This is a genomic window from Vitreimonas sp. (assembly GCF_035627415.1).
GTDB lineage: Bacteria > Pseudomonadota > Alphaproteobacteria > Caulobacterales > Aquidulcibacteraceae > Vitreimonas.
Genome location: NZ_DASPLU010000021.1, coordinates 11,997 through 35,966, shown reverse-complemented (window position 1 = coordinate 35,966; position 23,970 = coordinate 11,997). Strand labels below are relative to the sequence as shown.

Here is a 23,970-nt window from a genome sequence, read left to right as displayed (position 1 = left end):
TTCTGGCTCCGCCTAAGCCCTAAACAGCGCCAGCACCGCTTGCGGCTCGACATTGGCGATGGCGCCGCCGCCGGACGCCTCGAGGCCCTGCCGGACCTGGAGTGCGAGCAGGCGCGCGCCGTCCGCGTCGAGATCGTGACGGATCGAACCGCCCTGCACGGCGCCGAGGAAGCCTTGATGCGCTTCCAGCGCGCGGGCGCTGTCGAGCAGCCGGTTCATCGCGTCCTGCAGCTTTTCGAGCGATCGCTGCGCAGCCTCGGGGAGAGTCGGATCGGCGACGCTCGCATCGGCGCCGAGCGCAACGCCCTCGCCGGGACGCAGATCGACGCCGGCGACCTCGACCGGCGCGGCGCCGGGCTCGGCCTGCACGCTGACGCTTTCGCCCGCGGCCACGCGCGCGCCGCCGGCGATTGCAGCCTCGATCCGCTGGGCAAAGCCGCCGAGCAGCGCTGAGAGTTCGGCTTGCGCCGCCTCGCCGCCGGTGCGCCAGAGCTCTTGCGCCTTAACCAGCACCGCCTGCGCATCCTGACCGAGCGCCAGCGCCGTGTGCACCTGCGAGAGCGCCTCGCGCACACTGTCGCGCGCCGATGCGAGCGAGGCGCTGCTGAGGTCGACGCGATCGCCGCTCGGCGCGGCGTCGTCGCGTCGTTGCTGGGCGTGCGGCTTGGCGAAACGGGTGTCGGCGCCCAGCGTGCTTACGCCCGCTGCGCCCGGATGAATGCTCGTAACCATGCCAGCCGCTCCTTCGGATCGCGCGCCAAGCGAGGCGCGCGCGGTTCTTCGCCGCGGCAGCGAAATGACATCCGAATCGTTAATGAAGCGTTAACGCTAACACTTCCGAAACAAATATTTTCAGACTCTGTTTACTTTTGCGGGCCGTTCAGCGCGCGAAGATAAGCCATCACGGCGCGCGAATACGCCAGCTGTGACTCGCTTGGATACCTGCGCAGAGTCTCTTCGGTGTTGGAGTCCGTCAAGATGGCGACGAAGCGTTGCGACTCGGCATCGAGTTGAACGTGCACGTCGTCCGGCAGCACCCTGCCCTGCGACGCGGCGATGTGTTCGGCAAAACGCCGTTCGGCCGCTGTCGCGGCCGGTCCTTTTTCCGCATCGAGTTGCGGCGCTCGTATTTGCAACTCGGGCGGAGGGGCCGTTGGAGCGATACGATCCATGGCTCATTCCCTGCCCGGGAGATCGGTGGGGAGCCCCGAAGCTCCCCACCTTTCCCATTTCCGCTTAGCGGAAGAACGACAGCACGATCGACGGCGCGGAGTTCGCAATCGACAGAGCTTGCGCGCCCAGCTGCTGCTTGACTTGCAGAGCTTGCAGGCGAGCCGATTCCTTGGCGAGGTCGGCGTCGACGAGGTTGCCGATACCGGCTTCGATCGAGTCCGTCAGCTTGCCCAAGAAGGACTTCTGCACGTCCAATGCCTTCGCCTGAGCGCCGAGCGTGGCCATGTCCTTGTTCAGGTTGGTCAGCGCGGTGTCGATGGCGTCGGAAGCGGTCGCAGCGCCCGAAGCCGTCGAGATGTCGAGCGACGAGGTGAAGCCCGCAAGCGCTTGGCCGGCGGTGCCGAGACGGAAGTCGAAGCCCGAAACGGTCAACTCGTTGCTGCCCGCGCCAGGCGCGGCCACGACGTCGAACGACTTGCCGGTGGCGCCATCGGTATCGTCGAAGAAGCCGTCGTCGTCGACGCCGGCGCCGGCGCCGTCTTCATAGGTGACGGTGAAGTCTTCCGAAGAGTGATACGTGATCGCGCCCGTGGTGTCGTCGTAGGTCGCGGTCACGCGGCCGCCGGAAGCGGTGCCGACCTTGTCGACGAATTGCTGGATCGTGTCGGTGGCGTCGACGTCGACCGTGAAGGTGGTCGTTTCGTTGCCGTTGGTGATCGTGAACGCCAGTTCGTCGTTCGCGCCGACCGTCAGCGCGCCGTTGGCCGTTTCGATCGTGGCCGTCGACGAGTAGAGCGTGGCGAACGCGCTGTTCACGAGTTCGTACGAGCCCGAGGTGCCGCCGATGTCCGACGTCAGAACGCTGAACGCCGAAGAGCCGCCGGTCAGGTTGGTGCCGTTGACGAGGTTCGAGCCGTTGAACGTCGCGGCGTTGGCGATCTGGTCGACCTGGTCGCGCAGGGCGTCGAAGTCGGCTTGCAGAGCGTCGCGCTGGTCTTGGCTCAAGTCGTTCGCTTGCGCGGCGACCGCCTTGTCCTTCAGCTGCTTCAGGATGTCGCCGATCGCTTCACCGGCCGACAGGCCGACGTCGATCACCGACGTCGCACGGTCGATGCCGTCCGCAACCGCGCCGAGCGAAGCAACGCGGGCGCGCTGGCCTTCGGCGATGGCGAACACGGCGCCGTTGTCCTTCGCGCTCGACACCTTCAGGCCGGTGTTGATGCGCTGTTGAACTTCGGAGAGTTCGCTGGTCGTGCGGTTGAGGGATTGGAGCGCGACGAGCGCGCCATAGTTCGTGTTGACGCTGGTCATTTATGTCGGTCCTTCTGGACTTGAGTGGACCGGCCGTTTCTGGCCGGCTGGACATTTCTGTCCGCAGACGCCTCGGCGCTCCGCCCTTCTGGAGGAGACACTTTCCGCGTTGAGGGAATTTGTAAGGACCGGAGGTTAACAAGAGGTCGACGCCGGAACGATCCGGGGCGGCAATTACTGCCTAGCGCTTAACGCGCGGCGAGGCCTTCCATCATGGTGCGGTTGACGTCGATCAGCGGCTCGACATCGGCGCCGTCGCGCAGCACTTCGCTCGAATAGCGCGAGACCCAGAGCGCCAGCGAGATGATCTGCCCGCGCAGCGCCATCGGCAGCTGGTTCTCCGGCGCGGCGCAATCGGCCGACAGCATATTCCAGAGCCGGCGGTTGAGATCGATCGCCGCGACCTTCTCGGCGATGGTCGGCGCGCCTTCCTTCAGCCGCACCAGCCCCGCCGTCGCCTGGCCGAAGGCGCGATACTCCAGTTCGCGCGGCTGCTCAGCCTGCGTGGCCGCGCGCTGGTACGCTTTGATCGACATGCCCCAGCCCCAAGCGCTCGGCCTCATAGGAAATGAGTTTCCGGCAGCGCATCAACGCCCGGTAATATTCACCGCCCATTACTTCTTTGGAAACGCCGATGCATTCGGCCAGCACCGCCGGATCGCGCACCGCGCCCATGAACTCGGCCAGCCGCGCCGCGAACTCGGCATAGGCTTTGTCGCGGCCCTGATCGTCGAGATACATCAGCATGATCGGGAAGTAGATCCGCTTGGCCGGCGTGTCGGCCTCGTCGGGCTGCATGATGTCCTTCTCGCGCAGCACCGAGGCCTTGTTCTGCAGCACCAAGGCGGCGCGGCGGTCGCCGTTCTGCACCACGGCGCCGTTGACGACGAACTTCTCGCCCGGACGCAACGACAATTTGAGCGGCATTCGGCCCTCCTCCCGGTTCTGGGAGTCCATCGACGTTAACCTCTGCAGCGCTGCGGTTAACGAGATGTTGCGAAGGGCGCCGGGCGCGCCTTATTGCTGAACCGAAACTCAGGAGCGGAAATGCGGTTCGAAGGCACCAAGGACTATGTCGCTACGGAAGACCTGAAGGTCGCCGTCAACGCCGCGATCACGCTCGAGCGCCCGCTGCTGGTCAAAGGCGAGCCCGGCACCGGCAAGACCATGCTGGCGATCGAGGTGGCCAAGAGCTTAGGGGCGCCTTTGATCGAGTGGCACATCAAGTCGACCACCAAGGCCGTGCAAGGCCTCTACGAGTACGACGCGGTGATGCGCCTGCGCGACTCCCAACTCGGCGATGCGCGCGCCACCGACATCGGCAATTACATCAAGCACGGCAAACTCTGGGAAGCGTTCGAGAGCGAGCAGCGCCCCATCCTGCTGATCGACGAGATCGACAAGGCCGACATCGAATTCCCGAACGATCTGCTGCAAGAACTCGATCGCATGGAATTCTACGTCTACGAGCTCGACCGCACCATCAAAGCCAAGCAGCGGCCGATCATCCTGATCACCTCGAACAACGAGAAGGAACTGCCCGACGCGTTCCTGCGCCGCTGCTTCTTCCACTACATCCGCTTCCCCGACGAAGAGACCATGCGCGCCATCGTCGATGCGCACTATCCGGGCGTGAAGGCGCGCCTCGTCAACGAAGCGCTGAAGATCTTCTACGACATGCGCAAAGTGCCGGGCCTGAAGAAAAAGCCGAGCACCAGCGAACTGCTCGATTGGCTGAAGCTGCTGCTCACCGACGATGTCGACCCCGAAACGCTGAAGAGCCGCGATCCGTCGAAGCTGATCCCGCCGATGCACGGCGCGCTATTGAAGAACGAAGCCGACGTCATGCTGTTCGAACGCCTCGCCTTCCTGGCGCGGCGGGAGCAGCGGGGCGGACAATGATCACGGAGAAGGATCGCCGCCATGCCGAGCTCTCTGCAGGATTCTTTTCGCAACTCGCGGTGGCGCTGGTCGCCGGCGCGTTCCTGCAGATGTTTCTGCCGGAGCTCGGGTCGCCTGCTGGCGTCGCCGCGATGCTGATGACTGGCCTCTTTGTCTATGGCGTCTCCCACGTTATCGTGGACTTGGCCTTTAGGACGCCCTGATGAACATCGACCCCGTCATCGGCCTGTGCCTGGGCATTGCCGTTTTCGCCGTGGTGAACGCCTGGTGGGTTCTCCGCCCGTTCGAGCGCGCGCGGCGTGCGCGCAAGAACGCCGGCCACGCAGCCGAATAGCGCACCAAGCCGGAACACAGACCATCGCCTGCGGTTGAAGCTCCGACAGCCGGAGTTCATCCCATGCCCTCCACCACTCCACGCCAAGGCAAGCCCGAGCGCCGCGGCAAAAGGCCGGTCGATCTCGGCGACATGGACGACATCCCCGCCCCGTCGCAGCAAAGCCAGCACGGCGGCGCCGGCGGCGGTCGTGAAGCCGCACGACGCACCTCGCCGCGCATGCCCAAGGCCCAAGGCGCCAAAGCGCACACCAAGTCCCACACCGGCGAGATGCTCGACAAGGGCGTCGGCAAGGCGCGGGCGAAGCAGGCCAAACAGCGCGCCGCCGGCCGCATCAGCCGCGGCGAACTGGAGGAGCGCGAACTGCCGCGCAAGCAGCCGACCCGCCAAGGCGCCAAGAAACAGGCCCGCGCCGCCAAGGCCGACGGCAAGGCGAACGGCGCCGCCGCCAAGAAAGCGCCGGCCAAACGCGCCGCCGCCGCCGCGGAAGCGGCGCCGACGCAAAAGCAGGTGTTGCGCGACAAACCCGCCCGCGCCCGCAAGCTGCGCGACGAAGGCGTCACCGGCTCGGAATAAAGCGCCCGCCGCCGCTCTCAAGCTTCGGTGAGGGGCGCCCTTGCGCGTAGACAGCCCACCTCCCCCGTGCGCAGATGACGCCACGGAGGGTGGGCATGCGTGCGATCGCGAGTGCAGCGCTATTTGCTGCGGTGTTGGGCTGGTCTCTCGGCGCGCAGGCGCAAGAGGTGTCCGACGGCGGCGCCGAGGTGTGGGATTTGTCCACGCCCAATGCGCCACGGCATTGGTTTACGGGCCTCAGCTGCTGGGACAGCGCGGGCGAGGCTCGATTGCAGCGGCGTGTCGCCTTCGCCGCCTCGGGCATCGACGTCGGCTGCGCTTATGAGGGACAAGACCTGTCTGTGACGGTCTATGCCACGTTCCGTCCCGGCGACGGCCCTATCGCACCCATGATTGCTCAGACGCGCGCCCAAATGGCCGGCCGCTACGACGGCGCAGCTGTCGTCAGCGACGCGCAGCGCACCATCACCACTTCCGCCGGCGACATCGCAGTCGATGAATATGTGCTCTCGATCAACGGGCGCGACACGGCGCAGAACCGCGACATGCGCGGCGCAACCGGCGCCTGGCACGCCGACGCCGGCGGCTGGACGCTGAAGGTTCGCATCAGCGGCTACGGCCGCGCCGATCCTCAAGCGCTGCGTTTGCTCGCTCACGCCCTGCTCGGCCGAGCCTACAATGAGATGCAGACGGCGCGCGCTTGCGCGAGCGCCGGGCGCAACGCCGCGCCCAACCTCAATATCACCGACGAAGAAGGCGTTCAGGTGCAGGTCGGCGCGGGCCTGTTCGGCGTCTCGCTTGCCGAGGCGATTCCCGCCGATCCGGCAGCAGCGCGAAGGGCCGGCTTCGTTTGCCTCGGCGACGTCGTTGTCACGCGCGATAACCGCATCGCCTTGTCAGTGATGCCGCTTCAGCCGGCGCAACATGATCTAGAGGCCGCAACCGGACTGACCATACTCGCCGTCGGCGAAGTGCATGGCGGCGAAGCCGCGCCCATGGTCGCCATCGTCGATATGAGCATGAACCCGTTCCTGGTCGAAGGCATGCGCGCGGACCGCGGCCATTTCGTCTTCGGCCGCAACGGCGACGAGACGGCGTTCTACGGCGCGCTGGACCACGGCGCGCCGCGGCAAACGGCAGCCCAACTTGCCGCCTACGCCGCCGCGGGCGGCGCGGCGCTGATCACGGTTGGGCGCCGGGCGGCGGATTGAGAGACGAAACGCTGACGTCCGGGCAGTTGCCCTGGATGGGCCGAGAAGCCTAGTTTGCGCTGGAATGTTCCAACGCTTCTTCACCGAACTGCGCGCTGCGCGCGTGCCTGTCAGCCTGAAAGAATACCTCGTGCTGGTGGAGGCGCTGGAGAAAGACGCCATCCCGCCGAGCGTCGAGGACTTCTACTATCTCTCCCGCGCCGCTCTGGTGAAAGACGAGCGCCATCTCGACAAGTTCGACCGCGTGTTCGGCCACGTCTTCAAGGGTCTGGAGAACACCGGCGAAGCCGTCAACGCCGCCATCCCGGAAGATTGGCTCAAAGCGCTGACGCAGAAATTTCTCACCGACGAAGAGAAGGCGCAGATCGAAGCGCTCGGCGGCTGGGACAAATTGATGGAGACGCTGAAAGAGCGGCTCGAGGAACAGAAGAAGCGCCACGAAGGCGGCAATAAATGGATCGGCACGGGCGGCACGTCGCCGTTCGGCAATAGCGGCTACAATCCCGAAGGCGTGCGCATCGGCGGCGAAGGCGGCCAGCGGCGTGCGGTCAAAGTGTGGGACAAGCGCGAATACAAGAACCTCGACGACAGCGTCGAACTCGGCGTGCGCAACATCAAAGTCGCGCTACGCCGCCTGCGCAAATTCGCCCGCACCGGCGCGCCCGATGAACTCGATCTCGACGGCACGATCTCGAAATCAGCCAAGGAAGGCTATCTCGACATCGTGCTCCGCCCGGAGCGGCGCAACGCGGTGAAAGTGCTGTTGCTGCTCGATATCGGCGGCTCGATGGATTCACACATCAAGCTCTGCGAAGAGCTGTTCTCCGCCGCGCGCACCGAGTTCAAAAGCCTCGAATTCTTCTACTTCCACAACTGCCTCTATGAGAGCGTCTGGAAGGACAATCGCCGCCGCCACGACGAGAAGACCGCGACCTGGGACGTGCTGCACAAATTCCCGAGCGACTATCGCGTCGTCTTCGTCGGCGACGCCACCATGAGTCCCTACGAGATCACCTATCCCGGCGGCTCGGTCGAACACTGGAACGAAGAAGCCGGCGCCGTCTGGCTGCAGCGCGTCGCCGATGTGTACGAGCGCCTGGTCTGGCTCAACCCCACGCCCAAAGCGCACTGGGACCACACGCCCTCGATTCAACTCGTCCGCGAAATCGTCGGCCCCAACCGCATGTTCCCCCTCACCATCGAAGGCCTCGACGGCGCCATGCGCGAGCTGAGCCGCTAGAGCATATTGCAGTTAGTTTGAATCGAAGGCGATGCTTCTTCACCCATTCCCGGGGCGACGCGAAGCGTCGAGCCCGGGACCCATAAACACGACGGTTTCAGTGTAAACTCCTGAATTTGTGTTTATGGGCCCAGGACTGCTCGCTTCGCGAGCCTCCGGGGATGGGTGAGTTCTTGCGTCAAACAGACCGCAAAATCTAGGCGCTGCCCTTGGGTGTGATGAGTTCGAGCTTCGGAAAATAGGTGCGATAGCGCCCATCATCGCGCGTCAACAGCGGCAGCCCCGCCACCGATGCGTGCGCGCCGATGAAGAAGTCGGGCAGCACGCCGCTGCGCGCGCCGCCCGCTGCGCGGTAGCGCTGATAGGCTTTGGCCGCCAAGAACAAGGCCTCGCGCGGTGTCGCGGTGTGCGTGAAATCGCCATCCGCCACGAACGAGTTCAAGGCCTCGATCGTCGTGAAACGCACTGACAGTTCGGCGTAGACGACATCGTTGATCAGCAACGGGCCGCGCAATGCCGCGTTTTCCAATTGGTGGACCGACCAGTCCGCCCAGACCGGATCGTCCGTTGCGAGATCGAGCAAGACGTTTGTGTCTACAAGGACACCGCTCATTCGCCGCGGGTCAGCGCCAGGATCTGGTCCGTGCTCAGGCCTTTTCCCGCGCGTCCGCGCAGCGCGGCGAAACGGCTCCGCCCTGGTTTGCCACGCTGCTTGCTGATCACGACTCGTCCTTCAGGCGTCAACTCGAACTTCACTTCGTCGCCCGGCTTCACGCCGAGCCGATCTCTGACCGGCTTCGGGATCGTCACCTGGCCTTTTACAGTCACACTGCTCATCCAGAAGTAATACCTTATCTCCAAGGGTATTACAATACTGTACTTGGCTCGGCTCCTAGGTCGTGCGCGTGACGGAACCCGGCAGCGTCTCGGAGAGGAGGATAGGCGCCTACCCTATCCATGAAATTTCCGGCGCAAGCCGTTGAATTCCAACGCGCCGATCAAAATCAATCCGACCGCGCCAAAGCTGGCGTATAATGCGCTTGCTCTGGCACGGGAGGATTTCGAAGTGCACCGAACCTTTGGAATGTCAGGGCGTCGACCGGCGCGGCAGGCGTCGCTTCGATGGAAGACGGAGAAGAACGTGCGAACGATCAACTCCAACTCCATCATTGAGGAAGTACGCGGGAAACGAATGCTCGGCAGAGGTTCGTTCCTGGCGGCGAAGCGAACGGCGCCTGCATTGCCTTCGGGGCATGAAACCGAAGGGTCCAGAGTCACTTCGGAAGACTCTGACGCGTTGAACCGGCTCGTGGTCATAAGGAGCCAAGGCCCCTGCGTGCGATAACCATGCAGGTGAGCCAAAAACTCCTGGCTCGCCAATCCGGGAATAACGGCCGAATACGGGGCGCGTGTAACGCGCAAGTCCTGCAAAGCGTGCGAGCGCGGCGCAGGAAAGACTAAACCAGTAGGCGCTTTCCACGCGCCCCGCCTCCCATCTCGGTGTTCGGGAATGGGTAACGGAAATCGGGAAAACAGCGGCTCTGAGATGATGCGCGCTGTCCGCATCCGCGCATCCGGATTCCCGAGCCCCGAAAACCGAGTCCCAGTCCCGAGCATCCACCTTGAGTTCGCGCCCAGAGGCGCCAAGTTCGAAACGGTAAGGAGACGGCGAATGGTCAGGAGCGTTGTGAAAAACGGCGGAGCGCCCGTCCTCCTCGGCCTGCTGCTTGCGCTCGCCGCCTGCGATCAGGGCGTCGTGGACACGCGCGGCGCCGATCCGCGCGTTGTGCAGGCGCGCGGCACGCTGGCCGACAGCGAGCAAGCGACCATCGCCATCTTCCAATCCGCCTCGCCCTCGGTGGTGCTGGTCATCAGCCGGACGCCTGCGGGCTTCCAACAGGAGCAGATCGGCGCCGGCACCGGCTTCATCTGGGACGAGGAAGGCCACGTCGTCACCAACAACCACGTCGTCCAGGCCGACCAAATCCTCGTGCGCCTGCCCGGCGGCGAGGACGTGCCGGCGACCGTCATCGGCCGGGCGCCGCAATACGACATCGCCGTGCTGCGCCTGTCGCGCCCGCCCGAAGCGCCGCCGCTGCCGATCGGCACGTCGAGCGATCTGCAAGTCGGTCAGGCGACATTCGCGATCGGCAATCCGTTCGGCTTCGACCGCACCATCACCTCCGGCATCGTCAGCGCGCTCGGCCGCCAGCTGCCGACGCAGGAAGGCCGCGAGATCGCCGACGTGATCCAGACCGACGCCGCCATCAACCCCGGCAATTCCGGCGGCCCGCTGCTCGACAGCGCCGGCCGCGTCATCGGCGTGACGACGGCGATTTATTCGCCGTCGGGCGCCTATGCCGGGCTCGGCTTTGCCGTCCCGATCGACACCGTCGCGCGCGTCGTGCCGCAATTGATCACGAACGGCCGCGCGCCGGTCGCCGGCATCGGCATCCTCGCCGCCGACCAGTCGATCTCGGCCCGGCTTGGCGTCGAAGGCGTGCTGGTGTGGCAAGTGGGGCCCGGCACGCCGGCGGCGCGCGCCGGTCTGCGCAGCACCAACCCCCAGCGCGGCGTCATGGGCGATGTGATCGTCGCCGCCGAGGGCGCGCCGGTGCGGCGCCTGGCCGATCTCACCAGCGCGCTCGACCGGGTCGGCGTCGGCGGCACCGTCAACCTGACCATCCTGCGCGGCAGTCAGCGCGTGCAGGTGCCCGTCGCGGTCGAGGACATCGGCGCCGGCGAGTCCGGCGGCAAGTGAGCCCAGACCGCAACAGCGCTGACGCCTTGTCGGTTCAGGCCTGTTCCCCGACAATGCGTCGGGGAGTCGGATGGATCGCCGCGCCTTTCTTGCAGCCGCTGCCGCCTGCAGCGCCGTCAGCGCCTCGACGGCGCAGCTCGCGCGCGCGCAAGCGCCGCGCCGCTTCGGCGACGCCATCGGCTACAGCGCCCAGCGCAACGGCGCCTCGTTCATGGTCGTGCGTCACGGCGTCGTCCTCGCCGAGGACTATCCAGGCGGCCATGCCGACGCGCGCTACCCGATCGGCCACGGCACGCGCGCTTTCGTCACCCTGCTGGCGGCGTCTTTGGCCGAGGACCGCCTGCTCGATCTCGACGAACCGGTCGCGGCCACGCTCGGCGACTGGGGCGCTCATCCGGTCAAAAGCACGATCTCGGTGCGCATGCTGCTCAGCGGCGCGAGCGGCGTCGCCTTCGGCCGCGCGCGCGACCGTTCGCTCGCCGCCGCAATCGCGCTCGAGCCCAGCGACCAACCCGGCCGGCGCTTCCACGACGACCCGGCTTCGTATGTGCTGTTCACCGAGATCGCCCGGCGCAAGCTCGAAGCGCGCGGCCGCGAACCGGATCCGGCGCGATGGCTGACGACGCGGACATTGCTCCCGATCGGCTGCGTGCCGATCGGCTGGGCGCGCGGCAACGACGGCGCGCCGCGGTTCGACGATGGCGCCGCGGTATCGGCGCGCGGCTGGGCCGCCGCGGGCGAGCTGATCCGCCGCGAAGGCGTCTGGCGCGCCCAGCAACTGGCCGACGAGGAGGTGATCCGCGAAGCGCTGCGCGGCTCTTTTGCCGAGCCGCGCGCGGGCTTCGGCCTATGGCTCGCAGCGCCGGGCCGCGGCCGGGACGATCCGACGGAGAGCGATTTATGGCGCGGCCGCTCGCCGGCGCCGGCGACGCTGGCGATGGCGGCCGGCCAGGGCGGACAGCGGCTCTATATCTCGCCCACGGAGGGGCTGGTGATCGTGCGCTTGGCGCGCAGCATGAGCGCGTCGAACCAATGGTCCGACGCGCAATTCCTGTCGCTGGTGTACCGCGACCTTTAGTGGCTTTCGCGGATCAGCAGGCCGCCGATCAGGCCGAGCACAGCGCCGCCGATACCGCCGGTGATGGCGTTGGCGATGTGTCCCGACATCACCGCGTCGTCCGGCATCAGGTTGGCCCAGTTGCTGGTGAGATTGGTCACGGCGGCGATGTTCGCGCCGTCCGGCGATGCGACATAGCCGAGCGCGACGCCGCCGATCGCGCCAATGATGGTGCGCCCGGCGATGCCGCCGCCCCCGCGCGTGATCGCGCCCAAAATGTTGCCCGCCACAGCGCCGCCCACTGCTTGGACGATGTAGGCCAGGATAGTCGGATCCATGGTCGTTCCCCTCCCTCCGGCGCGGTGGCCGCTCTCGGGATCCGCGCAGTGGCCGCCAGAATAGGAGGTCCGCAGAAATTCACAACTAAGATTGCGCCTAGGTAATATTGCCTGCGGAATAAGCGCTCTCGGACACGCGGCCGAAGCGATCTCCACAAGGCGTTGATCGCGCGCCACGCGAGCGACTCGCGGAACACTTATCAACAATCTCTTGTTGCGCCGCCGCGTGCAGAGTTTGCGCGCTGTGTTAGACCAAGGCTCAGTTTCGCGACGGCCCCCAATGATCGGCATCCACATCGTTTGCTCGTATGACGGCGTGCCGCTGGCGGAGACGCTTATGCGTCTCCTGGAAGCGGAAGAGCACGCCGTGCGCCTGAGCTACGGACGCGGCTCCGCGAACGATCTCGACGCGGCGAAAGCGTCGAAACACGCCGTGCTGCTGATCTGGTCCGCGGACGCGCCGGGCCAGCACTACATGAAAGAATGGGCGCGGCAGATTCCTGAGCATCGCCTGGTCGAGATCGCCAGCGCCGCCGGTTGGCCGAAGAGCGAACGCAAGGCGCCGGTGATCGATTTCACGGCATGGCGCGGCACCCGCGGCGCGCGCGCATGGAATGCGCTGACGGAGCGCCTGCGCCAGATGCAGCGCGCGATCGAGCCGCAACGTTCGCCGCCGAAGCGCGCGGCGCTTGCGCTCGGACTCGCCAGCTTGGCGGCGGTGAGCGGCGCCATTATGGTGCGGGTCAATCAGGGCGCGCCGACGATCGCCGCGCCGGACGGCCTCGAGCCGCAAAGCATCGCCCTCATCGAAGATCCGAGCGTCGGCGTCGGCGGACCGCTGAGCGCGATCGAGCCGGCTTCGGCCGACGAACTCACGCTCGTGCGGCTGTCGCCCAATCCGCACGTCGCGCTGCTCGACGCCGGCCCGCCGCCCGATCTGATGGAATTGCCCGCCTACGAGCCGCCCGCAATCCGCGACCCAACGCTGGTCGAACGCATCGGCGAGTTCAATCCGCTGCGGCGCGACGGCGAAGCCGAGGAGAACTAAGCGCCGCGCCGTGCCCGCAGCCAGTGCATGATCGCCCACGCATGCGCTTCGTGGCGCACCTTCGTCAGCGCCTCCTGCGCCGACATCCACACCAGCGCGTGATCGGGCTCCGAAGGCGCGCTGTCGTCGGCGGAGAGTTCGACTTCGTAGAACGTCGACAGCGAATTGCGCGGTTCGCCCTTGTTGATCCAGTACTGGCCGGCGCGGCCGAGCACGCGCGTCGGCCACACGGTGAGACCCGTTTCTTCCAGGAACTCGCGCATCAGGGCCGCGGCTTCGTCTTCGTCCGCTTCGATGCCGCCGCCGGGCAGATCGTACTCGTACGGCGCCTTGCGGCCGATCTGGACGATGGCGAGGTTCGCCTCTCCCCGCGCGCAGACGCCATAGGCGGTCATGCGTTCGAGATAGGTGAGGCCGGACTGCGTCTGTCCGAATTGCAGCGCGAAGCGGGTCATTGCCGGCGATATAGCGCGGCGGCCGCGGCAAGGCGACGTTGAAACGGCGGGAACGCCGTGGCCTGATGCGCGCCTCATGGACGCCGACCGCCTGAACCCTGTCATCCTCATCACCGCCGCAAGCTCGGGCTTCGGTCACGGCTACGCCCGGACGCTGGCCAGCTATGCGCAAGGCGGGTTGATCCTGATCGACTACGACGAGGCGACGCTCGAAGCATCCGCGGACGAGCTTGGCGCCCGCGGGTCCGTCCCCGAGCGCGTCTCCACGCTGGCCTTCGATGTCGGCGACGAGGAGCGCTGGTCGCAAGCGGAGCGCTTCATCCGCAGCCAGTACGGCCGGCTCGATTGGGCGCTCCTGAACGCGAGCGCGGCGCCGGCGAGCGAACTCGTGGAATGGGGCCGGCCGCGGCATCTGGAGAGCGTGTTCTACTCGTTGCGCGCGACGATGCGGCTGATGCACGACAATTCCGCCGGCGGGTCGATCATCGTCTCTGCGCCGGCGTCCGAACTGAAGGCGCCGGCCGGATCGAACGCCAGTTTGATGCATCTCGTCGACGCCGCGGCCAAGGAAGGCGCGCACGACAACATCCGCGTCAACGCCCTGCTTACCGGCGGCGGCGGGGATACGCCGGGCTGGCCGGAGCTGCCCTGGTTTCGCGACCTCGTCCGCGAATGCGGCGAGCATCGCGCCGCGCTGGAGCGGATCGCACAGCTGCCGCAACCGGTCGCCCGTTACGCCAGCGCCGACGACATCCGCCGCCTCATTATGATGCTGCTGTCGGACGACACGCACGCAACCGGCGCGGCGCTGGTCGTGGACGGGGGCTACACGCTGTGATCCGATCTGGCCGACGATTCGCGAGGAGGCGCCGATGATGTCGATAGTGCAAAGCCTGCTCAGTTTCGATCGTCTGCTCGGGCCGTCGCTGGTGAAGATCGTCTATTTCGTCGGCGCCGCGATCATCGTGATGATGGGCGTCGGCACGCTGCTGACGGCGGTGTTCACGCTCGCCGGCGGCAATATCGGCGGCGGCTTCGTGCAATTGCTCGCCGCGCCGGCTGTGGCCGCCGTAGCGTTTGTCTATTGGCGCTTCATCTGCGAACTCTTCATGCTCGCCTTCCTCGCCTACGAGCGGCTCGGCGAAATCCGCACCCTGCTCGGCGGCGCCAGCGCGCCGGATCCGAACCATCCGCAATTTTAGGGAATTGAGAGTGGGGCTTGGGCTTCACACAAACCGCTCCACCAGGTCCGGCGGCACGCGTCGAATGCGCCGCGTCTGCGCATCGAGCAGGCACCAGTTCGACTTGATCTGCGCGGAGGGCTTCTCGGCGCCCGCCTTGTAGATTTCGACGAAGCGCGCCCAGGCCGGACCGCGCGCCTGATCGTCGACCCAGGTGCGCACTTCGACCTCGTCGCCCAGCTTCAGCGCGGCCCGATAGTCGACCTCGTGGCGCATCACCACCCAGACGTACGTCGCGATCATCTCCGGGCTGGCGCGTGCGCGCCAATGGGCGATCGCGATCTCCTGCGCGTAGCGGAGATAGACGATGTTGTTGACGTGGCCGAGCTCGTCGATGTCGGCGGCGTCGACGGGAAAGCGCTGGATGAAGACTTCGGCGGCCATCGCCGCCAGCCTAGCGCAAAAGCTCAGGCCGCCTCAGCGGCGAATTGCTCCAGCGCGCGGAGCGCCTCCTCGAGCGCCTCGCGCACGCGCTCCAGTGCGGCGGCGGCTTCGGCGTCCGGCGCGCGTTCGGCGATCTCGCAGGCTTCCGCGAGCGCATGCAAGCCGATGCCGCGGGCCGAGCCCTTCATGGTGTGGACGGCGTCACGCCAACCCTGCCCCATGGCGAAGGCCGCGCTCCAGGCTTCGACTTGGCCGCGGAAGAGCCCGAGCACTTCGAGCTGCAGCGCCCGGTCGCCGCCGGTCATCATGTCGAAATGGGCGCGGTCGAGGATCATACCGGCCTTTGTCGCGCAGGCGGACTTAAGGCGCGGTTAGAACGCCGCCACGCCGATGGCCGGCTCGTGACCGAGCGCCAGCAGCACTGCCGCTGCGATCCCTGCGAGGCCGCGCCAGCCGATCTCGCCCAGCGCCAGCCGGTTGCGGCCCTGGGTGATGGCCATGAACGGCACATTCGAGGTCGCCTCCTCGAACGCCGACCAGCCGGCGGCGTCGCGGGCGCGCGCCTTCCGGTCGATCGAGCGGGCGCCGAAGATGACCATCAGCCCCAGCACCCCGAACAGCATCACCGCCGAGCGCTCGCCATTGACCAGCAGATGCCCGGCCGCCCATAGCGCGACGCCCCACAGGAACGGATGCCGCGTGATCCGCAGCACTCCATGCGCCGGCTCGGCCCGCTTGAGGCTGCGCGTCTCGAAACCGGCATAGGTCGGCCCCGGCGTCAGCACGCCGGCAATGGCGAGGCTTACGCCAAGGAACGTCAGCACGTAGGCCGGCCAACGCAGCCATGACGGCGGCGCCCATAGCGCTTCGTTCAGCGGATCGAACGGATCGGCCCGCATCGCCGCATACCCCTGGATCAGCCAGACCAGCAGCGCCAGGGAGACCAGCGCAAACAGCGCCCGGTACGGCCCCTCGCCGATCCGCCGCACCAGCTGTCCCCGCAGCCCCGTCGCCGACACCCCGACATGGATCAGCACAAAAAGCGCCAGCGCCCACGCAAACCCGCTCATCCGGCCTCCCGCTCTTCCGCGCCTACCTAGCGCACTGGACGCGCGCCCCCAATGCCCTTATCTCCGGGCGTCCGTAAGGAATCGGGTGATTAGCTCAGTTGGTAGAGCAGCTGACTCTTAATCAGCGGGTCACAGGTTCGAATCCTGTATCACCCACCATCCTACGCTCGCGGAGCGCGCGTAGGATGCCCTCCGAAGCCTTGGCGTAGGAGGCCGGCGTGCGCCACTCGCGAGCTTCGGATGGCCTACGCCTCGTGAAGCTTTAGGTCCCGCATAACGAGTCAGATTGGCCTGACATGGGTCAATCCAGAAGATTCATCTCGGCGCCAGCCCGCTTGATCTGCATCAAGAACCGGGCCGCGCATTTCCTCATGATGCTCTCATCCGGCGAGAACGCCGCCGGCATCAGCGAAGGAAAGACCAATGGCTACCGCTCCCCTTGTCGATCTCGGCGTCCATCACGAAGCGCACGGCCTCTCCGACCGCTTCGCGCTCGGCTTCACCAAGCTGTTGCGCTTCTGCGCCGACACTTTCTTCGCCAAGCGCTACGGCCATCGCGCCATCGTGCTGGAAACCGTCGCCGCGGTGCCGGGCATGGTCGGCGCCACCATCACGCACCTGAAATGCCTCAGGCGCATGTGCGACGACAACGGCTGGATCCGCACGCTGATGGAGGAAGCCGAGAACGAGCGCATGCACTTGATGACGTTCATCGAAGTGGCCAACCCCACCTTGTTCGAACGCTTCGTCGTGCTCGCGGCGCAGTGGGTGTTCTATATCGGCTTCTTCGTCCTCTATCTCGTCAGCGCCAAGACGGCGCACCGCGTCGTCGGCTATTTCGAGGAAGAGGCGGTGATCAGCTACACGCACTATCTGCAGGAGATCGACGAAGGCCGCTCGCCCAACGTGCCGGCGCCCGAGATCGCCAAGCGATATTGGAATCTGCCGGACGACGCCACGCTGCGCGATGTGGTGCTGGCGGTCCGCGCCGACGAAGCGCACCACCGCGATGTGAACCACGCGTTCGCCAACGAGTTTGCGGGCGCGTCGGTCGACGCCGCCAAGATCGCGCCCTATCCGGAGCATACGGACGTCCGCGCCGCGGCGTGACTTCATCCCACGCTTTGCTTGGTGGCCGCTCGATAGCGGCCGCCAAGTTCGTTTTCGCCATCGCTTCGCGACCGTGGTCACTATCCAGCCCCACTCGCGCGCTGATAAATGGCGGCCATGGGCACTGGGCTCGAAATACGCCTCCTCGGTGAGCTGGAGGTGCGCCGCGACGGCGCGCCCGTCCCGTTGCCGCAATCGAAGAAAACGCGCGCCCTGCTCGCCTATCTCGCCGTCCAGCGCGCGCCGCAGCGGCGCGATGCTCTGTGCGAGCTGCTGTGGGAGCTGCCCGACGATCCGCGCGCGGCGCTGCGCTGGTCGCTCTCAAAGCTCCGGCCGCTGCTCAACGACGATGCGCGCGAGCGCCTGGAGGCCGACCGCGAGCGCGTCAGCTTCACCGCGCACGGCGCGGACGTCGATCTCGCCCGACTGCGCGCGGCCTGCGCCGACGGGGTCGAGCGCCTCGGCGTCGCCGAGTTGCGCGCACTGGAGGCGCTCTGCCGCGGCCCGTTCATCGCCGGCCTGGATTTGCCGGCGCAGCCGTCGTTCGAAACATGGCGCCTCGGTCAGCAGGAGCAGGCGCGGCGGCTCCATCTCTGCGTGCTCGATGCGCTAGCGGCGAAGCTTGCCGATGCGCCGGGCGAGCTGGCTCAGCTCATGCGCAAGCGGATCGAACTCGATCCTGGCGACGAAGCCTCGCATGCGCGGCTCGTCTCCGCGCTCGCGCAATCGGGCGCGCTCGCCGAAGCGGAGCAGCAGGTGGAGGCCAGCGCGCGCATGCTCGCGGCGCTCGGACCGCACGACGCGGCGGCGCTGCGGGCCGCGCTCCGCCAACCGCGCAAGAGCGAAACACCGGCGCCGAAGCCGTTCGAACTCGACGCGCCGCTCCGGCAAGAGGTGCGCTTCTGCACGGCTCGCGACGGCGTACGCATCGCCTACGCCACAGTGGGGTCGGGGCCGCCGCTGGTGAAGTGCGCGAACTGGCTGAACCATCTCGAATTCGATTGGGACAGCCCGATCTGGCGCTATCCCTTCCGCGCGCTCGCCAAGGATTACACCTTCGTGCGCTACGATGCGCGCGGCAACGGTCTCTCCGACTGGGACGTGAGCGACTGGTCGCTCGACGCGCTCGTGGCAGATCTCGAAGCGGTCGTCGACGCCGCCGGGCTCGAGCGCTTCCCGCTGCTCGGCATAAGCCAAGGCTGCGCCGTTTCCATCGAATACGCCGTGCGTCATCCGGAACGGGTCACCAAGCTCATTCTCTACGGCGGCTATGCGCGCGGCTGGAAGTTGCACGACGACAAGGAACGCGTGACGCAGAACGAAGCGCACGTGCTGCTGACGCGCACCGGCTGGGGCCGTGACAACCCGGCCTATCGCCAGCTCTTCACCTCCTTCTTCATTCCCGGCGCCACCCAGGAACAGATGGATTGGTTCAACGAACTCCAGCGCATCACCACCTCGCCTGAAAACGCAGCTACGCTGCTCGACGCGCTCGGCACGATCGATGTCCGGGACAGGCTCGCTCACGTGCGGACGCCGACGCTCGTCATTCACGCCCGCAAGGACGCGCGGGTGACGCTGCCGAACGGGCGCGAGCTCGCCACCGGCATTCCAGGCGCGCGGTTCGTCATCCTGGAGAGCCAGAACCACGTCCTGCTGGAGCAGGAGCCGGCAATGGCGCGGTTTCTGCAGGAACTCCGCGCCTTCCTGGCCGAATAGCGGCGCGTTTCAACGCGCGTTCAAACGCTGCTGCTGCGCTTTCCACGCCCGCGCCCACGTCGGCTGCGACAGGCAGGCGTCATGTCTTGTCCGCACCGTCCGTCTCCTCCTCGAGCGGCGTCAGACAGGAACAGAACCATGACCACTGCCCTCGCCGCGCCGGCGCCGACGATCGTCAACGGCGTCAACGTCAGCGCCTTGTTCGAGACGATCGAGGCGGTCAAGGCCAACGCCGAGATCGCCAAGTTCAACTTCCGCGCCAAGAACAGCTGGATGGGCGGCGACCGCAACCGCTCGACCATCAAGGAGTTCACCGGCGCCCTCGCCGAGCAGCGCACCGGCGTGCAAGCGTTCATCGCCGACAATGGCGAACCGGACGTGCTGCTCGGAGAAGACAACGCGCCCAATCCGGTCGAATGGCTGCTACACGCGCTGATCGGCTGCATGACGACGACCACCGCCTACCATGCCGCCGCGCGCAACATCGTCATCGAGGCGATCGACAGCGAACTTGATGGCGACCTCGATTTGCGCGGCTTCCTCGGCCTGAGCGAGGAGGTGCGCAAGGGCTATCAGGCGATCCGCGTGCGCATGCGGGTGAAGACCAAGGCCATGCCCGAGACGATCAAGGCGCTGACGCAGATGTCGCCCGTGCTCGATGTCGTCTCGAAATCCGTGCCGGTGACGGTTTCGGTCGAGACGTACTGACACGCTGCCCTTCAGGAGACCTCCCATGACGTACCAATATTCCTTCAAGGACTGCCTGCAGCGCGCCGAGCGCATCACCTGGCGCGTCGAAGATCTGATCGGCGGGGACAAGGCGCTCGATTTCGCCCGCCCGTTCCTGCCGGAAACGTTCGCCCGCACCGAGCCGCTGACGTTCCTGAGCGCCGAAGAAAAGCTCACGCTCAACCACATCCGCGGCCACACTTACCTGGCCATGTTCGGCCTGGTGGAAGAATTCATCCTGCCCTTCGTGCTCGATCACGCGCGTTCGGTGATCAACGGCGACGACTACCAGGCGCGCGCATTTCTCGAATTCGCCGCCGAGGAAGCCAAGCACATCCATCTCTTCCGTCGTTTCCGCGAGGATTTCCTCTCCGGCTTCGGCACGCGCTGCGACGTGATCGGCCCGCCGGAGGCGATCGGCGCTCATGTGATGGCGCAGCCACCGCTTTCGGTCGCGCTGCTCACGCTGCAGATCGAGTGGATGAGCCAGTCGCACTATCTCGGCAGCGTCAAGGACGACGCAGCGCTCGACCCCCAGTTTAAGAGCCTGCTCTTGCACCACTGGATGGAGGAGCATCAGCACGCGCAACTCGATGCGCTGATGACCCTTTCGATCGCCGAGCAGCTGTCGGCCGCCGAGATAAAGGCGGGCATCGACGGGTACGTCGGACTGGGCGGCTTCTTCGACGCAGGATTGAAGCAGCAGACGGCGTTCGACCTCGACGCGCTGCAACGCGCAACCGGGCGCACGTTCAGCGAAAGTGAGCGCGAGCTGTTCTTGACTCAGCAGCTGCAAGCCAATCGCTGGACCTATCTCGGCTCCGGCATGACGCACCCGCGCTTCTTAGAGACAGTCGGCCAGCTCGATCCGGCGAAGCGGCGGGAGATCGAGGCGCTGGCGCCGACGTTCTGCTGACGCGGGCTCCTGACAAACAAAAACGCGGCGCACCGTCCGGCGCGCCGCGTTTCGTTTGTCTTGGCCCCGCTCAGAAGCGGAAGCGCAGCGCGGCGTTGATGCTGTGGCGTTCGATCTGATCGCCGAACTCGCCTTCGTAGCCGATCGACACCGTGGAGTAGCCGTTGGTGGCGTCGATGCCGATGCCGACCAGCGGGCCGCCGTCGCCCAAGCCCTCATCCTGCAGCGTGAATGAGCTGCCGCCCGACACGAAACGGAATGTGCGCTCGGCTTCATCGTCCAGCATGTTGGCGCGATAACCGGCGTAGAGACGCGGAGCGATGTAGCCGCCGCCGCGCAGATTGCGGCGGGCGCTGAATTCGACGCCCACATCGCCCCAGAGCCGCTGCGAGGTGCTGCTGTCGGCGTCGAGATCGAACGCCGCGCCGCCGCCTTCTTCGGTGTAGCCCTGCTCGTTGAGGTAGACGTAGGTGAGCGCCGCTTGCGGCGTGATCACCATCCAGTCAGAGAGCGCCAGCGGCACCGAGGCGCGCGCGGCGCCGTGGCCTTCATACGCCCACCATTCCGCTTCCGAGAGCGCCTCGAACGCCGAGCCGATCTGGATGAAGCGACGCGAGCGCATCTGGCCGAAGCCGGCGCCGACGACGAAGTCGAGATCGACTGGCCCCATCGCCGTGCCGAGATAGGCGTTGCCTTGGCCGAACCAGGACGAGATCTCCCCTTCCGGACGCGCCGGCTCCTCCGCCTCGGACGCAAGGAAGGAGGCCGAGAGGCCGAACAGCGCGCCGTTGTCGAGGGGGCCGTCGATGCCTGCGGCGAGGCCGAAGCCGTTGCCCCGGAATTCCTGGCCGCCGAGCGTGCCGGGGTCGCGGCTGAGGCCGTAGCCGATCTCCTGCACCCACACCGACACTTCGTCGAGCCCGGCGAGGCGCGTGTGCGCCATGCGGTTGGTCGTGGCGCTCTGCGCCTGCTGGATCGCCGTTGCGGCCAGCTCGGTCGAAGCCGAAGCGTAGCTCGGCATCAGGGTGGCGTAGGCGTCGAAGAAGGACTGCTCGCTGCTGAGGGCCGCGAAAGCTGCCGCAGCATCATCGTTCAGGCGCAGCGCGACGATGATCGGATCGAACGCCGCCGTCTGGTTGGCGTCGAGACCGAGCTCGGTCGTCGTCTTCATGAGATAGCTGGCTTCGAGCGAATTCGGATCGCCGCCGACGACGCCGATCTCGAGGTCGTAGAGGAATGGCGCGCCGACGCCGTCAACCGCCCCGATCACATTGGCTGCGCCAACGAGCCCGCCATCGGCGGTCAGGAAGGTATGTGTGCCCGAAACCGGGAGCCCGGCCGGCACCAACGGAATCACCTCTGCGCCGGCCGCGAACGTCACTGTTCCGGAGGCGTGCAGGAAGCTCGATTCCCCTGGCACGTCCGACAGCATCACGCCCAGCACCGAGTCGGCGCTGAAATTGGCGCTCGTCAGATTGGTCGTACCGCCGAGATGGTTCAGGACGCCATCCTGCACGTCGATCGTGAGCAGACCGTCGCTGTCGTCCATGCGGCCAGCGAACAGCGCCTCATTGTCGATGACCATGGCGTCGGCGCCGACACCGAACGCGATGTCGCCGAGAATTTCGCCGGCAAGCAGATTCACGTCGTCGTTGCCCGACCCGAGCAGGATGTCGCCCTGGATCACCGTCGGCGGACGGAAGGTCGCGTCGTCGTCGGTCGTGTCTTCGTCGTTGAATGGCACGTCGGCGGTTTGGTTGAGCGTGACGTCGATGTTCGATGCCGACACGTCGATCGCAACCGCTGAGCCGGTGATCGGCGGCGGCGGAACGCCGTCCTCGAGGTCGGAGTCGGTGGCGAAGATCTCCGCGACGATGCGGCCGGAATTGTTGATCGTCGCCAACGTATTCGAGCTGTCGATAATGGCGACAGCGTCGCCGGTCTCGCCCAGCAAGGTCGAACGAACCGAGCCCGTATTGGTGAACTCCGGCACACTGGCGCCCGCATCGATGACGACTGCGGCGGCCGTTTGCGCAAGATCGGAGCTGACGAATGAGGTGATCGTCTTGCGCGACAGCAGCTCCGACACGCTCGCGTCGGCGCCGATGTACACGGCGGTCGAGTCCGCGTTCGTGGCGGCCGCCTGCACCGTGCCATCGATGGCGACGCCGTCGGCGATCGTGACAGTCGAACCGCCTACGCCTTCGATCCGCATCGCGTTCGCGTCGACGCCGTCAAAGACGCCGGCCGCCGATAGCGAGCCCTGCACGTGCACGCCGTAGCCGGTCGACGTCGCGCCGATATTGACGTTCGCACCGTCTGCCTCGATGTGCAGCGCCGGCGCCGAACCGTAGACCGCGATAACGGCTGTCGCATCGTCGTCGGCGTCGCTTTGCGCCTCTGTGACGCCATCGTCGTCGTCGTCGGTATCGTCCTCGACCCCGATACCTTCGATGGTGATGCCGCCGGCCACGTCCGCGTGCACGGCAATCGCCGCGCCGCTGAGCAGCAGGTCGTCCGCGTCCAAGTCGCTGACGTCTGCAGGTCGAGCGATGCTATGGAAGCCGCTAACCGTCCACGTGCCGCGCACGTTCAGTTCGCCGCCGATCACGTCGTTGACGACAAGGCCCTGGGCGTTCTCGCCGCGCGCCAGGAGGCTGCTGCGGACTGTGACGTCCCCGGTCACGCCTTCGTTGATGGCGATCGCGGTCGAGTTGTCGCCCGTGACGCTGATATTGCCCGACAGCGTGAGATCGCCGTCGAGGAGCGAATTGAGCGTTAACGCGCTCGATGAATTGCCTTCGACCGTAATGTTGCCGCTGCTGGTGATGTCGCCTGCGAACGTTCCGCCGGCGTCGAGGAAGATGCCGTGGCGGTTGGTCCCTGTGGCGTAGGCGCCGTCGAGGTCGCCGTCGTCATCGGCGTCCGCGAGCGTGTAGGTTTCGATCAGCGAGATGTTGCCGGTATTGGTGACGTTGCCGGTATTGCCCGGCGTCAGCCGGATGCCCGTGGTGTTGGAGGCGTCCGTCGAATTCAGCGCGCCCGCCACGCTGACGTCGTTGCTAGTATTGACCGTGATCGCCGTTTGCCCGGCGGCGACCGTGATCGAGCCCCCCGAGGCAACGGTGATGTCGCCGGCTTCCACAGGCGCAGCCGTCGGGTTGGGATCGGATGTCGTCAGCGGCGTGGTGGTCGCGCTCGAAATCGTGACGTCTTCCGCGTTGGCGCCGGTCGCCGCGACACCCGCGAGCACCACCGCCAAACCCGCGAGCTGAACCTTGTTGATGCGCATGCCGGCTCCGTCCCCTTCACCTTAGGCGGGATGGAGAGCGCTCTCATGCGCCAGGCCCTCCAGCATCCGGCTTCCGCCGGCGCTCGGAGCGGCCCCATACCTC

28 protein-coding genes and 1 tRNA gene are annotated in these 23,970 nt (G+C 66.4%); 16 read left to right on the top strand and 13 right to left on the bottom strand.

What is annotated here, in order from left to right:
- Positions 1 to 12: 12 nt before the first annotated feature.
- The 5 genes from VEA80_RS12325 to flbT all read right to left on the bottom strand — a co-directional run bounded on the left by VEA80_RS12325 (position 13) and on the right by flbT (position 3,411).
- On the bottom strand, positions 13 to 732 hold the full coding sequence (locus tag VEA80_RS12325; protein WP_325061050.1) for a hypothetical protein: 720 nt from the start codon (positions 730 to 732) through the stop codon (positions 13 to 15).
- 131 nt (positions 733 to 863) lie between these two features.
- Positions 864 to 1,172: a hypothetical protein gene (locus VEA80_RS12320; RefSeq protein ID WP_325061049.1), complete on the bottom strand. Its 309-nt coding sequence runs from the start codon at positions 1,170 to 1,172 to the stop codon at positions 864 to 866.
- A 64-nt stretch (positions 1,173 to 1,236) separates the two neighbouring features.
- Positions 1,237 to 2,484: a flagellin gene (locus tag VEA80_RS12315; RefSeq protein ID WP_325061048.1), complete on the bottom strand. Its 1,248-nt coding sequence runs from the start codon at positions 2,482 to 2,484 to the stop codon at positions 1,237 to 1,239.
- Positions 2,485 to 2,672: 188 nt separating this feature from the next.
- Positions 2,673 to 3,020 (bottom strand): flagellar biosynthesis regulator FlaF, encoded by a 348-nt coding sequence (flaF, locus tag VEA80_RS12310; protein ID WP_325061047.1) that lies wholly within the window; start codon positions 3,018 to 3,020, stop codon positions 2,673 to 2,675.
- Positions 2,980 to 3,411, bottom strand: coding sequence for a flagellar biosynthesis repressor FlbT (flbT, locus tag VEA80_RS12305; RefSeq protein ID WP_325061046.1), 432 nt, complete (start codon positions 3,409 to 3,411; stop codon positions 2,980 to 2,982). Before flbT ends, flaF begins: the two co-directional genes overlap by 41 nt.
- Positions 3,412 to 3,531: 120 nt before the next feature.
- On the opposite strand from flbT, the gene VEA80_RS12300 reads away from it, so the two are divergent.
- The 6 genes from VEA80_RS12300 to VEA80_RS12275 all read left to right on the top strand — a co-directional run bounded on the left by VEA80_RS12300 (position 3,532) and on the right by VEA80_RS12275 (position 7,747).
- Positions 3,532 to 4,386, top strand: coding sequence for a MoxR family ATPase (locus VEA80_RS12300; RefSeq protein ID WP_325061045.1), 855 nt, complete (start codon positions 3,532 to 3,534; stop codon positions 4,384 to 4,386).
- Positions 4,383 to 4,589, top strand: a complete 207-nt coding sequence (locus VEA80_RS12295) for a hypothetical protein (protein ID WP_325061044.1) — start codon at positions 4,383 to 4,385, stop codon at positions 4,587 to 4,589. The genes VEA80_RS12300 and VEA80_RS12295 overlap by 4 nt, the downstream gene beginning before the upstream one ends.
- Entirely contained in the window at positions 4,589 to 4,720 is a 132-nt protein-coding gene (locus VEA80_RS12290) for a hypothetical protein (protein WP_325061043.1), read from the top strand. The genes VEA80_RS12295 and VEA80_RS12290 overlap by 1 nt, the downstream gene beginning before the upstream one ends.
- A gap of 63 nt (positions 4,721 to 4,783) precedes the next feature.
- Entirely contained in the window at positions 4,784 to 5,296 is a 513-nt protein-coding gene (locus VEA80_RS12285; protein WP_325061042.1) for a hypothetical protein, read from the top strand.
- Between the two features lie 95 nt (positions 5,297 to 5,391).
- Positions 5,392 to 6,507 (top strand): hypothetical protein, encoded by a 1,116-nt coding sequence (locus VEA80_RS12280; RefSeq protein ID WP_325061041.1) that lies wholly within the window; start codon positions 5,392 to 5,394, stop codon positions 6,505 to 6,507.
- Positions 6,508 to 6,571: 64 nt separating this feature from the next.
- Entirely contained in the window at positions 6,572 to 7,747 is a 1,176-nt protein-coding gene (locus tag VEA80_RS12275) for a VWA domain-containing protein (protein WP_325061040.1), read from the top strand.
- A 196-nt stretch (positions 7,748 to 7,943) separates the two neighbouring features.
- Here the strand turns inward: VEA80_RS12275 and VEA80_RS12270 are convergent, their stop codons facing one another.
- Complete coding sequence (locus tag VEA80_RS12270) at positions 7,944 to 8,360, bottom strand: type II toxin-antitoxin system VapC family toxin (protein ID WP_325061039.1); 417 nt, start codon at positions 8,358 to 8,360, stop codon at positions 7,944 to 7,946.
- Complete coding sequence (locus VEA80_RS12265; RefSeq protein WP_325061038.1) at positions 8,357 to 8,584, bottom strand: AbrB/MazE/SpoVT family DNA-binding domain-containing protein; 228 nt, start codon at positions 8,582 to 8,584, stop codon at positions 8,357 to 8,359. Before VEA80_RS12265 ends, VEA80_RS12270 begins: the two co-directional genes overlap by 4 nt.
- Positions 8,585 to 9,419: 835 nt before the next feature.
- On the opposite strand from VEA80_RS12265, the gene VEA80_RS12260 reads away from it, so the two are divergent.
- Together VEA80_RS12260 and VEA80_RS12255 are read left to right on the top strand one after the other, a co-directional pair.
- Positions 9,420 to 10,508, top strand: a complete 1,089-nt coding sequence (locus tag VEA80_RS12260) for a S1C family serine protease (RefSeq protein WP_325061037.1) — start codon at positions 9,420 to 9,422, stop codon at positions 10,506 to 10,508.
- A gap of 70 nt (positions 10,509 to 10,578) precedes the next feature.
- Positions 10,579 to 11,586 carry a serine hydrolase domain-containing protein gene (locus VEA80_RS12255; protein WP_325061036.1) on the top strand — a complete coding sequence of 336 codons (1,008 nt, stop codon included), beginning with the start codon at positions 10,579 to 10,581 and terminating at the stop codon, positions 11,584 to 11,586.
- On the opposite strand, the gene VEA80_RS12250 is transcribed toward VEA80_RS12255, so the two are convergent.
- Complete coding sequence (locus tag VEA80_RS12250; protein WP_325061035.1) at positions 11,583 to 11,903, bottom strand: hypothetical protein; 321 nt, start codon at positions 11,901 to 11,903, stop codon at positions 11,583 to 11,585. The two genes, VEA80_RS12255 and VEA80_RS12250, sit on opposite strands and share 4 nt — an antisense overlap.
- A 280-nt stretch (positions 11,904 to 12,183) precedes the next feature.
- Between VEA80_RS12250 and VEA80_RS12245 the strand changes: the two genes are divergently transcribed.
- Positions 12,184 to 12,951, top strand: coding sequence for a hypothetical protein (locus VEA80_RS12245; protein WP_325061034.1), 768 nt, complete (start codon positions 12,184 to 12,186; stop codon positions 12,949 to 12,951).
- Here VEA80_RS12245 and VEA80_RS12240 read toward each other — a convergent pair.
- Entirely contained in the window at positions 12,948 to 13,406 is a 459-nt protein-coding gene (locus tag VEA80_RS12240; RefSeq protein ID WP_325061033.1) for an NUDIX domain-containing protein, read from the bottom strand. The two genes, VEA80_RS12245 and VEA80_RS12240, sit on opposite strands and share 4 nt — an antisense overlap.
- Positions 13,407 to 13,482: 76 nt before the next feature.
- On the opposite strand from VEA80_RS12240, the gene VEA80_RS12235 reads away from it, so the two are divergent.
- Both VEA80_RS12235 and VEA80_RS12230 read left to right on the top strand, forming a co-directional pair.
- Complete coding sequence (locus VEA80_RS12235; RefSeq protein WP_325061032.1) at positions 13,483 to 14,244, top strand: SDR family oxidoreductase; 762 nt, start codon at positions 13,483 to 13,485, stop codon at positions 14,242 to 14,244.
- Between the two features lie 34 nt (positions 14,245 to 14,278).
- Positions 14,279 to 14,608, top strand: coding sequence for a DUF4282 domain-containing protein (locus tag VEA80_RS12230; RefSeq protein WP_325061031.1), 330 nt, complete (start codon positions 14,279 to 14,281; stop codon positions 14,606 to 14,608).
- Between the two features lie 24 nt (positions 14,609 to 14,632).
- Here the strand turns inward: VEA80_RS12230 and VEA80_RS12225 are convergent, their stop codons facing one another.
- The 3 genes from VEA80_RS12225 to VEA80_RS12215 are packed head-to-tail and all read right to left on the bottom strand — an operon-like array spanning position 14,633 to position 16,101.
- Positions 14,633 to 15,031, bottom strand: a complete 399-nt coding sequence (locus tag VEA80_RS12225; protein WP_325061030.1) for a thioesterase family protein — start codon at positions 15,029 to 15,031, stop codon at positions 14,633 to 14,635.
- Positions 15,032 to 15,054: 23 nt separating this feature from the next.
- The gene (locus tag VEA80_RS12220) at positions 15,055 to 15,366 is read right to left on the bottom strand and encodes an Hpt domain-containing protein (protein WP_325061029.1); all 312 of its coding nucleotides are present in this window, start codon (positions 15,364 to 15,366) and stop codon (positions 15,055 to 15,057) included.
- 36 nt (positions 15,367 to 15,402) lie between these two features.
- Complete coding sequence (locus tag VEA80_RS12215) at positions 15,403 to 16,101, bottom strand: NnrU family protein (protein ID WP_325061028.1); 699 nt, start codon at positions 16,099 to 16,101, stop codon at positions 15,403 to 15,405.
- An 83-nt stretch (positions 16,102 to 16,184) separates the two neighbouring features.
- On the opposite strand from VEA80_RS12215, the gene VEA80_RS12210 reads away from it, so the two are divergent.
- The 5 genes from VEA80_RS12210 to VEA80_RS12190 all read left to right on the top strand — a co-directional run bounded on the left by VEA80_RS12210 (position 16,185) and on the right by VEA80_RS12190 (position 20,575).
- A tRNA-Lys gene (locus tag VEA80_RS12210) sits at positions 16,185 to 16,260 on the top strand.
- 264 nt (positions 16,261 to 16,524) lie between these two features.
- Positions 16,525 to 17,211: an alternative oxidase gene (locus VEA80_RS12205; RefSeq protein WP_325061027.1), complete on the top strand. Its 687-nt coding sequence runs from the start codon at positions 16,525 to 16,527 to the stop codon at positions 17,209 to 17,211.
- Positions 17,212 to 17,328: 117 nt separating this feature from the next.
- Complete coding sequence (locus VEA80_RS12200) at positions 17,329 to 18,930, top strand: alpha/beta fold hydrolase (protein WP_325061026.1); 1,602 nt, start codon at positions 17,329 to 17,331, stop codon at positions 18,928 to 18,930.
- A gap of 138 nt (positions 18,931 to 19,068) precedes the next feature.
- Entirely contained in the window at positions 19,069 to 19,638 is a 570-nt protein-coding gene (locus VEA80_RS12195; protein WP_325061025.1) for an OsmC family protein, read from the top strand.
- 25 nt (positions 19,639 to 19,663) lie between these two features.
- Entirely contained in the window at positions 19,664 to 20,575 is a 912-nt protein-coding gene (locus tag VEA80_RS12190) for a hypothetical protein (protein ID WP_325061024.1), read from the top strand.
- A 70-nt stretch (positions 20,576 to 20,645) separates the two neighbouring features.
- Here the strand turns inward: VEA80_RS12190 and VEA80_RS12185 are convergent, their stop codons facing one another.
- Positions 20,646 to 23,867, bottom strand: a complete 3,222-nt coding sequence (locus VEA80_RS12185; RefSeq protein ID WP_325061023.1) for an autotransporter outer membrane beta-barrel domain-containing protein — start codon at positions 23,865 to 23,867, stop codon at positions 20,646 to 20,648.
- Positions 23,868 to 23,970: the final 103 nt, after the last annotated feature.